Here is a 13,374-nt window from a genome sequence, read left to right on the forward strand (position 1 = left end):
TACATGGTCGCGGTCGGGCATCGGCACGGACGGACAATCCAGCGCGACTAATCGCGCTGGCGCATATGGGGGAAGAGGAGTACCTCACGGATAGATGGCTGGTCGGTGAGTACCATCACCAGCCGATCAATCCCAATCCCCAGGCCACCCGTGGGCGGCATACCATACATCAACGCATTGATATAATCGGCATCCATTTGGTGCGCCTCATCATCACCAGCGGCAAAGTCCTTCAACTGATCCAAGAAGCGCTGCTCCTGGTCGAAGGGATCATTCAGCTCGCTAAAGGCGTTGCCGATCTCCATACCCACAATAAACGCCTCGAAGCGCTCGGTGAAGGCGGGCTGTTCGGGCTTCCGCTTGGCGAGTGGCGACAACTCCACCGGATAATCAATAATAAAGGTCGGTTGAATGAGCAGGGGCTGGACATACGCACTAAAGATCTCATCCACCTGCTTGGCCCAGGTTCCCTTGCGCTCCACCTTCAGGTTCGCGGCAGACATCGCGGCATGCAGCGCATCAATCGTATGGATCTGAGCAATATCAATCCCCGTCTGCTCAAGGATCGCCTGCGCCATCGAGATACGCGGCCAGGGCTGGCCAAAATCAAGCTGGTGGCCCTGGTAGGGTACGAGCGTGCCACCCGTGACAGCCGTCGCAATCTCGCGCAACATCTCCTCAACCAGATCCATGACATCGCGGTAATCGGCAAATGCCTGATAGCACTCCATCATGGTGAATTCAGGATTATGGCTGCGATCCACGCCCTCGTTGCGGAAGTTCTTACTGATCTCGTAGACACCGGGAAAGCCACCCACAATCAGGCGTTTGAGATAGAGTTCGGTGGCGATGCGCAGGTAGAGATTCTGGCCAAGCTGGTTATGGTAGGTCGTGAAGGGCCGCGCCGCCGCCCCGCCATAGATCGGCTGGAGGACTGGCGTCTCCACCTCCACAAAGCCACGCGCATCAAGGACGGCTCGCATCGTACTAATCGCACGGGCGCGGGCACGGAAGATCTCGCGGCGCTCGCTATTCACGATCAGATCGAGGTAGCGCTGGCGATGGCGCTCTTCAACATCACTCAAACCGGCCCACTTTTCGGGCGGCGGATTGATCGCCTTCGCCAGAATGGTGATCGAACGCACAAAGATCGAGCGTTCACCCTTCTGAGTCAGGCGCAAAAGACCAGCGACCTCAATAATATCGAAGGTATCGAGCTCATCACGGAAGCGCAGGAAAGACTCATCGCCCACTTCAGCGCGACTGATCCAGAGCTGGATCGTACCGCTCCCGTCTTCAATATGGGCAAAGGCAATCTTCCCCATCACCCGACGCGCCCCAACAATGCGGCCAGCCAGCGTCAGCGGGGACTCAGACGCAGCCAGCGCATCAAAATCAGCGAGGGCAGCAGCGACAGAATGGGTGCGGGTGCTTCGCGTCGGATACGGGTTCAGACCGGCGGCACGCAGACGTTCAAGCTTCGCCTGGCGCTGGGCCTGTAAATCATTCAGCTCCATGGTGACCCTATAGTGCGCGGCGTTACGGGCCGCATGCGGCTCTATTGGTCTATTATACCATTGAAGGAACATGTAGGGGCGCGACACGCCCCTATAGGGAGGGGGTTCGGGGGAGGCTTCGCCTCCCCCGAAGATCTTTATTTTGTTGTGTTTTGGCGGCTGCGCCGCCAAAACACAACAAAAAACTAGGATTTGGGGCGTAGCCCCAAGGACTTTGCGCATGCCCTGGGAGCGGCGCAACTGCGCCGCCCCCTACTTCACCTTAATAATAGTGAGCTTCATGACGCCTGATGGAGTCTGCACCGTCACCTTATTGCGGGCACGCTTACCAAGCAACGCGGCCCCAATCGGCGACTCATTGGAGATACGGCCCTGACGCGGGTTTGCCTCGGCACTACCCACAATCGTCCACGTCTCTTCTTCGTTATCATCCTCAAGGCGCACCGTCACTGAAGAACCAACGCGAACTTCACCATTACCATGGTATTCTTCGTCAATCAGTTCAGCGCGCGAGAGAATATGCTTCACCTCACGAATACGGCCTTCGAGGAGCGCCTGAGCCTTCTTCGCGTCCTCGTATTCGCCACTTTCGGAAATATCGCCTAGCTCTTTAGCTGCCGCAATCCGTTCGGCAATATGCTTACGCTCAACCGTAGTTAATTCTTCCAACTCGGCTTCAAGCTTTGCACGGCCCTCACGAGTCAGGTATGTTGGCTTGTCTGTCATCGTCGTCAATGCCTTCTGCTGTGGGTCGCCAAGGGGAGCTACAGCGTGGGAGAGCCGGGTGGCCCTGCTCCCAGGGCGATAGAAAAAAGAAGAACTGAGAGCGAGACTCTCAGTTAGGGCGTGGGTCTCAGACTACATCGCCTGCATAACATAGACCCCCGTCGGGGGCGATTATACGAGAGAATGGCTGGTTTGTAAAGCTCCCCCAAACAAACTTGTGCGCCCCTACAGAATTGGGTACAATGTCTAGCAGAAGAACCGCCGCGCCGCCGAGTACCCACGCGGCGGTGGTACGTCCCAGCAGACAGCCTCGTTATGCCGGATTATTATCAGGAGTATGGGCCGATCCGCCGTCGCCGCACGCATTACCCGCCTCGTCCCGATGACGACGACGAGCCACCACCCGATCCACCCCGCCAGCCCCGTCGTCCTCCACGACGGGTGACTCGCCGCCGTCGTCCGGCGTGGCTCAATGTGGTGGGCGCTCTTTTCGGCGTGGCCCTCGTTCTGCTCTCCATCCCCTATCTGATCGCGCTGCTCTATCGCGGGGTGGCCTTTCCGGGGGTCTCGGTGCAGGGCGAGTCGGTGGCGGGGCAGTCGGTGGCGGCGTTGAGTGCCGATCTGAGCCAGCGCTATGCCGGGTTCCTCAATCAGCCGGTGACACTGGCGTATGCCGGGGCGGTGTGGCGTCCGACGTTGGCCGAACTTGGGCTGGGGTTCGATCCGGCGCTCTTGGCGGATCAGGCAGTGGGGGTCGGGCGGCGCGGTGATCCGATAACGCGCATGCGCGAGTTGTGGCAGATCTTCCGCACTGGGGTGGATCTTACGCCGCGTATTTTGGTGGATCAGCGCCAGCTCCAGACCTATGTGTTGCAAGTGGCCAGTGAGGTGGAACGCGCACCCCAGGATGCGGCGCTCAGTATCGCTGGGGCCAAGGTGGTGGGTATTCCCAGTACCCCCGGTATCCAGGTCTTGGTTGATGCGACCGCCAATGATGTCCTGCTCGCCGCCCAGTCGCTCGCGCCCCAAGAGGTGATCATCCGTACCCGCAATCTCAATCCGATTGTGGGGGATGCGGCGCTGGTGCGTGTGCAGGCGCAGGTGGTAGATCTGCTGCAAAGCCCGCTCGAACTGGTACGCGGTGAGCAACGTTGGGTCTGGCCTGCTGAGAAACTGGCCGAGTTACTGCGCGTTGAGGCCCACGGTGCGGATCTGATTGTGCGTGTGGATGCCGATCTGCTGGCCCATGCGGTGGAGGGCTTGGCGCAGGTGGTGGATACGGGCACCGCCGAGCCACGCCTGCGTTTTAGTGGTGGCCAGGTGCGGATTGTGCAGGAGGGTATACCGGGTTGGCGACTACGCCAGGAAGAAGCGTCCGAGGCGATTGGGGCGCTGCTCATGCAGGCATCGCCGGTGACGCGCACGCTCGATCTGCCCGTGGATGAACTGATGCCCCAGATCACAACGGCAACCCTGGATAATCTGGGGATTGTCGAGTTGGTAAGCGAGGGCCGCAGTAGTTTTAGTGGCTCGGCGGAGTATCGTATCACCAACATTCGGGCTGGTGCGGCCCGTATGGATGGAGTGCTGATCGCACCCGATGAGGAGTTCTCCTTCAACCGCCAACTAGGTGAGGTGAATGCTGAGAATGGTTTTGTTGAAGGCTATGCGATCATCGGCAACCGTACCCAGCTTGAATGGGGTGGTGGTGTGTGCCAGGATTCGACCACCGTCTTCCGTGCGGCCTTCTGGGCGGGCTTACCGATTACCGAGCGCCATGCCCACGCCTTCTATATTAGTTGGTATGATGCCTTTGGACTCGGTGCGCAAGGGAATGGCCAGGGGATGGACGCCGCGATCTATACCGGGGTCAACGACCTGAAATTTGTGAATGATACTGGCCACTGGCTCCTCATGCAGACCGAAGTGGACGAGGGCAATCAGATCTTGACGGTGCGCCTCTATGGAACCCGGCCTGAGCGCGAGGTGCGCCTTGAAGGCCCGTTCATTACGAATGAGGAGCGTGCGCCAAGTGCGCCGGTCTATATTGATGATCCGAGTCTGCCATCGGGGACGATCCGCCAGAGTGATACGGCGCGGGGTGGGCGTGACATTAGCGTCGAGCGGGTGATTATTGAGGATGGGGTGGAGGTGCGGCGCGACACCTTCTTCACCCGTTTTCGAGCCTGGCCGAATATCTTTTTGCGCGGAACCGGCTAATAACCATTATGATCACCTGCCCAGCGTGTGGACATCACAATCCACCCGGATCGCGCTTCTGCAACGCCTGTGGCTCACGGGTGGTACCGGCTGATGCCCTGGGTCTGCCCGCATTGCCCGCGCTCCCCGCAGTGCGCCCGGCAGCCCTGGCACCCGCACCCGATGCGGAACTCTTGCCCGGTGCGCGGATTGGGCCGGGGGGGCGCTATCTGGTTGAGCGTGCGGTGGGGCGGGGTGGGTTTGGCCAAGCCTATCTGGTGCGGGATCAGCAACTGGGGCGCTTCTGTGTGGCTAAACGCCAGGTGCCCAATCCGGCTTGGAGTGCGCGTATTCGTGAACAAGCCTATAGCAACTTCCGCCGCGAGGCGCAGTTGTTGAGTACCCTCAATACCCCCGGCCATCCTAATATCCCGGAGATCTTCGAGTACCTGCCCGAACTGCACTGTCTGGTGATGAAGTATGTCGAGGGCCGCGATCTGGGTTGGGTGCTGAATGGGCGCGGTGGCAAGTTGCCACTCGATGAGGGCTTGGCGATCATCCGCGAGGTCTGTTCGGCGTTGGCCTACATGCATAGTCGTAGCCCGGAGCCGGTGCTGCACCGCGATATTAAGCCCTCTAATATTCTGATTGATAGCGAGGGGCGGGTGTGGGTGATTGATTTTGGGCTTTCAAAGGCGACCCCGGTGGAGAGTAGCCTGATCAATACCGAAGAGAGCCAAATGGCGGGCACCTTTGGCTTTACCCCGCCCGAACAGTGGCGTGGTGAGGCAGTGCCGCGCTCCGACATCTATGCGCTCTGTGCAACCCTCCACATGACCATCAGCGGCTTTCAGCCCACCATGAACCGCGATGACATGGACAATTTTTTGGCCGGTACGTATGCCCCCTTCCCACCAGTGCGCAGCCTTGATCCTAGTATCCCGCCCCTGGTTGAGGCGATCATCCGCAAGGGCATGGCCTTCGACCCCAACCAGCGCCCAACCGCCGCGCAGCTCCTCGGTGCCCTCGACACGATCCTGAACCCCAAAGCCCGCGCCGACCTCCAATCGCCCGATGGGGCTGCACTGGCCGATGAACCCGCCCTGGCTCAATGGGCCGAGGAGCATTGGGATGCCGCCGCGCTCTGGTTGTATGGCAGCCTAGCCGATCAGGTGACGCGGCTCTGGGGTAAGAATCGCCTCGCTGCGGATATACGAGACATCACCGAGCGCAATGCAACAGATCAGCATGCTGGGTTAGATGAACTGCTCGCGCTGCTCGATCCTGAAGGTTTTGGCGCAACACCACCACAACTCATTGCGGATCGGCAAAGTATTGACTTCGGCCAACTGGGGCCGGAGGATCGACGCGAGTTGGTGTTGCACCTAACAAACAACGGGCGGCGCTATGTGCGGGTTGAAATACTTGTGCCACGCTGGGTGCTCTCTAGCAGTTTGACGGTATCGCTCCCGCCAGGACGCCAACAACGTATCCGCATCACCGCCGATATGCGCCGGACTAATGATGCCGGTCGCCTGCGCGATACGTTGATCATGCGGGATCGTTCGGGAACTGCCTTCCAGATTGAACTTGAAGCACGGCTCTCACGCTGGGGCGCGGTGTTGCAGATGATCAGCAGAACCCGGCGGGTCAACTGGGAGAGTGGTGAGGTACGCCAGATCCGTCAGATTGTCGCCCACCGCAGCGGGGTTTGGGCACTCGATGTTAGCCCCGATGGCCGCCAGATCGCATCGGGGGGGTGGGATCAGCGGGTGCGCCTGTGGCGTAGCGCCGACGGAATGGCCGAGGATGTACTGGAAGACCACGGCGGCAATGTGCTCTCGGTCGCCTATAGCCACGATGGGCGCTTCTTACTGGCAGGTGGCAACTCAGACCAGATCAAGCTCTGGGCGGTGCGTAACCGGCGCGTCATCCAGACGATCAATAGTAAGCAGGGCTACCAAGAGAGCGTCTTTTTTAGTAGTGATGGCCAACTCTTGATCGCCCATGGCGGCGATGGCAGTATTGGCGTATGGCGGCTGCGCGATGGCTCTTTGGTGCAGCACTTCCAACCCAACGTGGGCGGCCAGACGATCAGCCTGCATCGTGATGGGCGGAGTGTGGCGATCGGCTGTGCCGATAGTAGCGTGCGCCTGTGGACAATTGGCGAGAACAAACCATCAGACACCCTCTCTGGTCAGCGCGGGGGAATTAACTGCGTCGTCTATAGCAATAGCGGGGGGCTGCTGGTTGCCGGTGATGGTTCCGGGGTGGTGCGGATCTGGGACATGGACAGCCACCGTGTACGCCAGGAGTTGCGCGGGCATCAGAACGCGGTACGCTCGGTGGCCATTCACCCTGATGGGCAGACCGTGGCATCGGCGGGGGTAGACAGCACGATTCGGATCTGGCGGGTCAGTGATGGGGCCACACTCCAGGTATTGAGTGGGCATATCGGGAGTATCCTACGGGTCAACTTCAGCCACGATGGCGATTTCCTGATCTCGGGTGGGGTAGATGGAACGATCCGCATGTGGCAGTGATTTTGCATTTTCAATGCTGGCTTGGTACACTACCCACAACGCCCCTTGGGGCTACGCCCCAAACCCCAATTTTTGTGGTGTTTTGGCGGCTTCGCCGCCAAAACACCACAAAAAAAGATCTTCGGGGGCGGCGAAGCTGCCCCCGCCTCCCACCGGAGGTGACTTTGCACATGCCCTGTAAGAGAAAAAAGCGGGTTTGGGACGCAGCCCCAAGCAAGGATAGAAGCCATGGACGATGACGAATTGCCGATCCCAGAAGAAGAATCCACGAACGTCGAACTGGCTCGGCTCGCCCGTGAAGCCATCGCGGCCCAAGCGGGTGAGATTGACATGCAAGCGGCACGCCAGCGCTGTCAGCGGGTGATCGATCTCTACAGTGCTGGGCAGATCGTCAATGGGGCCGATTACTTCCATGCAGCATGGGTCATGCTCTGTGGCGAGACACAAGGCCACTACCATATGGCACGGGTATTAGCACGGCAAGCAACCGAGCAAGGGGAAGAGCGCGCATGGAGTCTGCGGGCGATGGCCTGGGATCGCTGGTTGGTGGCGAGTGGCAAGCCACAACGCTTCGGCACACAGATCATCAAGCAGGGCGGGCGCTGGTCGTTAGGGCCGGTTGACCCCGACATGAGTGATCTGGAGCGCGCAATGTATGGAGTACCACCGCTGTATGTACAGCATCAGAATGCTGAGCAGTTACAGCGGCGCGAAGAGGGCTAATGCTGATCGTCGCTCGGTTCGGCTACGGGTTGATCGAGCAGCCCATCAAAGAGGGTCTGGAGTAGATGACGTAGTTGCGCAACTTCATGAGGGGCGAGAGTGCGCATGCGGCGGCTCACCCCGGCGTGGTGACGTGGCTTAATGCGACGGAGCTTCTCGGCACCCGCAGCAGTCAGACAGATCAGGCTCACCCGCCGATCTTGGGGGTCGGGACGGCGTTCGACATAGCCCTTACTCGCCAACCGCTCAACGATCCCGGTCAGGTTACTGTTATCACACAACATACGGCTACTAATCGTACTTAGGGGCATCCCTTCAGGGGTTGCATAATTGAGGATCATAAACTGGGGTACGGTCAGATCCTCGCGCCGCAGGTCGTAGCGGTTGTAGGTGTCCATCATCAGATTAACTTGGCGCAGGAGTGTGTAAGCCTCAAGCTCAGGCTCGGCAGCCATAACATCTGAACTAGAGATGTCAGGTAGGATACTCATAACCGATCCTTATGATGAACGGACAAGAACAACACGGAATCACTAAATATAGATGGCGATATAATTCCCACCACAAAAACTATAGCATGGCCACTACATGATGTCAACCGCGTGTCTTAGTCATGCACAGGAAAACTGTGCATTTTACGGTCAATACACATGACACCCACTGCACAACCGCGTTATGATCGCATCGTCTCGCTGATCTTTGTCATCCTGATCGGGCTCGCCGTCATCTTTTTGGTAGACGGCAACCCCAACACGTTACGGATCGTATTGGGCGGAGATCTTCCGACCATCACGCTCTCGTGGTTTTTGGTAGCCTCGTTGGTAGTGATCACCAGTGCGGGAGCCGATCTCTTAGCACGTTCGCACCCGCAGATGCAAAACCGCCGCTTACCGACGATCACGTTAGGGAGGCTACGGCTAGAGGTCGCACCGACCTTCTGGATTCTGCCCTCGTTCAGTGTGATCGCCTCATTTGCGTTCTTCCGCCTGTTTAGCGGAGCGCTGCAAGGAGCCGCCTTTGCGCTCGCGATCTTAGCCGCAGGTGGATCGCTGATCACGGTACTGCTGGCGCAACACTACGCGCTGGATCGTCGCCCAGAGGTGAGCCAGCGTGCCCAGATGGTGATCAATGGGATTGGCTACCTACTTGCCTTTGGCTGCTTCAGCGCCGTCGCCTACACCCGCTATCGTACCCTCTACTCCGCCAGCCTGATCGGGATCAGTGCAACGCTAATCGCCTACGCCCTGCTGGCGTGGCTACCCCGTCCTGGTTCGCTACTCACCTCGGCCCTGGTCGGGTTCACCGTCGCGGAAGCGATCTGGCCCCTCAATTACTGGGCCACCACCTTCTTGATCGCCGGGACACTCTTGTTGGTGATCTTCTATGTGACGGTAAGCCTGCTCCAGCACTATGCCCTAGAGCGCCTTCAGCGCCGCTTGGTGCTCGAATATAGCCTCTTAGGCGGCGGTCTCTTCTGTGCCATTGTGTATGCAACGCTACGCTTATAGGGTTGCCGCACCCCTGTTTTTTTGCTACACTGATTGCAAGATAATGTTGATCTCGCGTGCCGTTGGTCTCCACCCGAAAGGGAGCATCAGTGAATATCCCATCCGATACGTGGCACACCAGATCACAGAATGACACCCTCTTCTGGGTGTATCGCTGGTTGGCCTGGGTCATCGCGGGATTAACGCTCACCCTACCTGCCGAGCCACTGCTCAGATTGCCACGTGATGCCGGATTGTGGGGGTTATTGGGGGTGCTAACCATTGGGGTCACGGCGTTCGCACATGTGTATGTGCGACTGATGCAAGAGCGTCCGATCACCCTTGTGCTGGACTTTTTGCTAGGGTTCTCCTTTATTTGGCTGAGTGAGGGAAACATCTTACCCTTCTTGCCCTATGCGCTGGGGGTGATCGTCCTACCGGCGCTGCTGTGGGGATGGCGCGGCGCACTAGGGACGGCGGCCAGTTTTGTTGTCATCGATCTGCTCGGAATGCAGATCTTGGGTCTCCTCGGTACCTACGGATGGTTTGAGTTGGCCCTGCGGGCCAGCATCCCAGTGGCCTTTGCCTTGATCTGGTTGATGGTAGGGCAGCGCCGCAGCAAACATGACGATCTCCCACAAGGTAGCGACTGGGACTCGGCGTTGTACCCCACCCCGGCCTTCCTTAGTTTCCAAATGAATCAGATCCCGCCGATCACCCCACTCATCGCTCCAAGCGACCCGACCATGATTTCGCCACCTCCAGTCCGTCCAGCGAGTATCCAAACCCCGCATGAGTCGGTGAGCCGTTCTGGTATGTTCACAGCCACGGTTGGCGAGCATATCGCCTTCCCGACCGCAATTGAGCACCTCGTGCTGGGAACCAACCGTCAGAGTGAGGTTGATCTCCAACTCACCACCTTGGGCCACATTCGTCCACTCACCAACGCCCAACAGAGTGTGATGCTGCGGGTCGCCCAAGAGGCGTTGTTGAATATTCAGCACCATGCCCATGCCCAACATGCGACGCTCACACTTGAATATGAACCGCAGACGCTCACGCTGATGGTGCAGGATGATGGGGTGGGCCTCCTCGATGGCACCTACGAGCGTCCGGGGATGCACGCCCTACGCGCCCTGCGCTACCGCTTGGCCGAGCTTGATGGTCAGTTGCTGGTGACAGAACAGAGCAGCGGCGGGGTGGTGTTAGAGGCACGGATTCCGTTGGAGTAGGGGGTAACCTCTAAAATCATCGTCATGGAGCGCATACAAGGAGTTGGCCTATGTCGGCGGATTTTTCGGATTGCTCCCCAGCTACGACGGCCCTGCTGATCGCGCACTGGCGTGCGGCCCCGACATGGCAGAAGCTGAACTACATCAACGAACTGAACGAGTCGCTCAAGCTGCTGGCGCTGAGCGACCTCCGCCGACGCCACCCGACTGAGTCGGATGCGCAGCTCCAGCGCCGTCTGGCGACGCGCTGGCTGGGCGCCGATCTGGCCGATCAGGTGTACGGATCTATCGGCGAGGACAGTGATGCAGCCCACTGATGTGCTGCTCCTGGTCACCGACGCGCTGGAGACACTTGGGGTGACGTACTGTGTTGGCGGCTCGTTTGCCAGTTCGACCTATGGCGAGCCGCGAGCCACCCGCGATGTGGACATCCTCGCTTCGTTGCCAGCGGCCAAGGCCGGGCTCTTTACCGCCCGGATCGCACCAGAGTTCTTCGTACAGATCAGCGATCTCCGTGATGCCATCGCGCTGGCCCCGACACTCCACGATGATCCCTTGCATCGAGCCTCGTGTAACCTCGTGCATCGCACCAGCTTCTTCCGGGTCGATCTGTTCATTGCGTCAGGTCGTCCGTATGAGCTCGCGCAATTCGCGCGGCGCGTTCCCCAGACGGTCGCGCTCAACCCGGAGCGTCGCGCGTACTTTGTGAGCCCGGAAGATATTATCCTGATCAAGCTGGACTGGTATCGTATGGCGCAGGGTGCCTTGGAACGCCAGTGGATCGATGTGCAGTCGGTGCTCACCACCCAGGGGAGCACCCTCGACATCGCGTACCTGCGCCACTGGGCCGCGCAACTGGCGCTCGCCGACCTCCTCGACGCCGCCCTGCGCAGGGCACCGCCCCCACGGCTGACGCCACCAGACGATGATTCATCGCAGATGCGGCTGGATATCTGAAGGTTCACTTTGCACATGCCATGGCGGGGCATGTGCAAAGTCCTTGGGTTGCACCCCGCCCCCCCACCGCTTGAAGCCAGCCCGCAGTATGCTACACTGTGGACTCAGGAATGAGCCTCAGATATGCAGGGGAATGTGCTCGTGAGCGACACCAAAGTTATCTATTCAATGATCCGGGTGAGTAAGATTCACCCGCCCAACAAACAGGTGCTTAAGGATATTAGTCTCTCCTACTTCTATGGGGCCAAGATCGGGGTGATCGGGGCCAATGGGTCGGGGAAGAGTTCGCTGCTGCGCATCCTCGCCGGGGTAGATACCGATTTTATTGGTGAGACGGTGATCTCGCCGGGGTTTACGGTTGGTTTCTTGGAGCAGGAACCGCAGCTTGACCCTAACAAGACGGTGCGCGAGATTGTTGAGGAGGGGGCAGCGGAAGTTGTCGAGTTGCATCGGCGCTATGAGGCGATTAACGAGAAGTTTGCCGAACCCGACGCTGATTATGATGTGCTGTTGGCCGAACAGGCCGAGGTGCAGGAGAAGCTCGACCATCTCGATGGCTGGGATATTGATAGTAAGCTCGATCTGGCGATGGATGCGCTGCGCTGCCCGCCTAGTGATGCTGCTATCGCCATCCTCTCCGGCGGTGAACGCCGCCGTGTCGCCCTCTGTCGCCTCTTGCTCCAGGCTCCCGACATTCTGCTGTTAGATGAGCCAACCAACCACCTCGATGCTGAGTCGGTGGCGTGGTTGGAACGCCATTTGCAGGAGTATAAGGGTACGGTGATTGCCGTTACCCACGACCGCCACTTCTTGAATAATGTGGCCGGCTGGATCTTGGAACTAGAGCGCGGAGTCGGTATTCCCTGGCGCGGCAACTATTCAAGCTGGTTGGAGCAGAAGAAGCAGCGCCTCGCCAGCGATGAGAAGAGTGAGAGCCAGCGCCAAAAGGCGTTGCAGCGCGAGATGGAGTGGATCAGTATGGCCCCCAAGGGCCGCCACGCCAAGAGTAAGGCGCGGATCAGTGCCTATGAGCGCTTGCTCAATGCCAGCCAGGATGCCCAAGAGCGTGAGTTGGAGATCTTTGTTCCGCCCGGCCCGCGCCTAGGTGATATTGTTATCCGCGCTGAGGGGGTGGCCAAAGCCTTTGGCGAGCGCCTGCTCTACGATAACCTGACCTTCGAGTTGCCCCCCGGTGGGATCGTAGGCATTATTGGCCCCAACGGGGCTGGTAAGACGACGCTCTTCCGCATGGTGGTGGGCCAGGATACGCCCGATGCGGGAGTCCTTCAGGTTGGTTCGACTGTGACCTTGGGCTATGTGGATCAGAGCCGCGATGATCTCGACGCCCAGAAGACGGTGTGGGAGGAGATTTCGGGCGGCCACGACATTATCATGTTGGGCAATCGGCAGGTCAACTCACGCGCCTATGTCTCACGCTTCAACTTTGCCGGTTCGGATCAGCAGAAGTTGGTGGGCACGCTTTCGGGTGGTGAACGCAACCGCGTCCATCTGGCCAAGATCCTCAAGTCGGGGGCGAATGTGTTGCTGCTCGACGAGCCGACCAACGACCTGGATGTGCATACGTTACGTGCCTTGGAGGAGGGTCTGGAGAACTTCGCCGGGTGTGCGGTGATCATCTCGCACGACCGCTGGTTCCTGGATCGCGTCGCGACCCACATCCTGGCCTTTGAGGGCGACAGCCAAGCCTTCTGGTTCCCCGGCAGTTACTCGGAGTATGTGGCCGACTACCGGCGGCGCAAAGGGGTGGATGCCGAGCGACCGCATCGGATCACCTATAAGAAGTTGGTGCGCTAACGTAACTATTCACACTTGGGGTAAAGGAAGCTTCTGATTGACGCTAAGGCGCAAAGGCGCAAAGGCGCGAAGGTTTTATTGAAGGCTTTGCGCCTCTGCGTCTTTGCGTCAAAACCGGAATGCTAGGAGAACTGTGAACAGTTACGAAGCGAGGAGAAGTGTGAACAGTTACGCA

At 59.1% G+C, this 13,374-nt stretch carries 11 protein-coding genes; 8 read left to right on the forward strand and 3 right to left on the reverse strand.

The window, feature by feature from the left end:
- Positions 1-47: 47 nt before the first annotated feature.
- Entirely contained in the window at positions 48-1,517 is a 1,470-nt protein-coding gene (gene lysS / locus EKD03_RS02230) for a lysine--tRNA ligase (RefSeq protein ID WP_129626865.1), read from the reverse strand.
- A 252-nt stretch (positions 1,518-1,769) separates the two neighbouring features.
- Positions 1,770-2,243 carry a transcription elongation factor GreA gene (gene greA / locus EKD03_RS02235; RefSeq protein ID WP_129626867.1) on the reverse strand — a complete coding sequence of 158 codons (474 nt, stop codon included), beginning with the start codon at positions 2,241-2,243 and terminating at the stop codon, positions 1,770-1,772.
- 315 nt (positions 2,244-2,558) lie between these two features.
- Here greA and EKD03_RS02245 point away from each other — a divergent pair, with 315 nt between their 5' ends.
- The 3 genes from EKD03_RS02245 to EKD03_RS02255 all read left to right on the forward strand — a co-directional run bounded on the left by EKD03_RS02245 (position 2,559) and on the right by EKD03_RS02255 (position 7,708).
- Complete coding sequence (locus EKD03_RS02245) at positions 2,559-4,463, forward strand: VanW family protein (RefSeq protein ID WP_174842794.1); 1,905 nt, start codon at positions 2,559-2,561, stop codon at positions 4,461-4,463.
- A gap of 8 nt (positions 4,464-4,471) precedes the next feature.
- Positions 4,472-6,985 (forward strand): WD40 repeat domain-containing serine/threonine-protein kinase, encoded by a 2,514-nt coding sequence (locus EKD03_RS02250; RefSeq protein WP_129626869.1) that lies wholly within the window; start codon positions 4,472-4,474, stop codon positions 6,983-6,985.
- Between the two features lie 228 nt (positions 6,986-7,213).
- Entirely contained in the window at positions 7,214-7,708 is a 495-nt protein-coding gene (locus EKD03_RS02255; RefSeq protein WP_129626871.1) for a hypothetical protein, read from the forward strand.
- Here the strand turns inward: EKD03_RS02255 and EKD03_RS02260 are convergent.
- Complete coding sequence (locus EKD03_RS02260) at positions 7,705-8,199, reverse strand: MarR family winged helix-turn-helix transcriptional regulator (RefSeq protein ID WP_129626873.1); 495 nt, start codon at positions 8,197-8,199, stop codon at positions 7,705-7,707. The genes EKD03_RS02255 and EKD03_RS02260 overlap by 4 nt on opposite strands.
- A gap of 159 nt (positions 8,200-8,358) precedes the next feature.
- Here EKD03_RS02260 and EKD03_RS02265 point away from each other — a divergent pair, with 159 nt between their 5' ends.
- From EKD03_RS02265 to ettA, 5 genes are all read left to right on the forward strand, one after another.
- Complete coding sequence (locus EKD03_RS02265; protein ID WP_129626875.1) at positions 8,359-9,216, forward strand: DUF5656 family protein; 858 nt, start codon at positions 8,359-8,361, stop codon at positions 9,214-9,216.
- 89 nt (positions 9,217-9,305) lie between these two features.
- Positions 9,306-10,427 (forward strand): sensor histidine kinase, encoded by a 1,122-nt coding sequence (locus EKD03_RS02270; protein WP_129626877.1) that lies wholly within the window; start codon positions 9,306-9,308, stop codon positions 10,425-10,427.
- Positions 10,428-10,477: 50 nt separating this feature from the next.
- The gene (locus EKD03_RS02275) at positions 10,478-10,744 is read left to right on the forward strand and encodes a hypothetical protein (RefSeq protein WP_129626879.1); all 267 of its coding nucleotides are present in this window, start codon (positions 10,478-10,480) and stop codon (positions 10,742-10,744) included.
- On the forward strand, positions 10,731-11,384 hold the full coding sequence (locus EKD03_RS02280) for a hypothetical protein (protein ID WP_129626881.1): 654 nt from the start codon (positions 10,731-10,733) through the stop codon (positions 11,382-11,384). Before EKD03_RS02275 ends, EKD03_RS02280 begins: the two co-directional genes overlap by 14 nt.
- Positions 11,385-11,507: 123 nt before the next feature.
- Positions 11,508-13,199, forward strand: a complete 1,692-nt coding sequence (ettA, locus tag EKD03_RS02285; protein WP_174842795.1) for an energy-dependent translational throttle protein EttA — start codon at positions 11,508-11,510, stop codon at positions 13,197-13,199.
- Positions 13,200-13,374 lie beyond the last annotated feature (175 nt).

Source organism: Candidatus Oscillochloris fontis (assembly GCF_004138135.1).
Taxonomy (GTDB): Bacteria; Chloroflexota; Chloroflexia; order Chloroflexales; family Chloroflexaceae; genus Oscillochloris; species Oscillochloris fontis.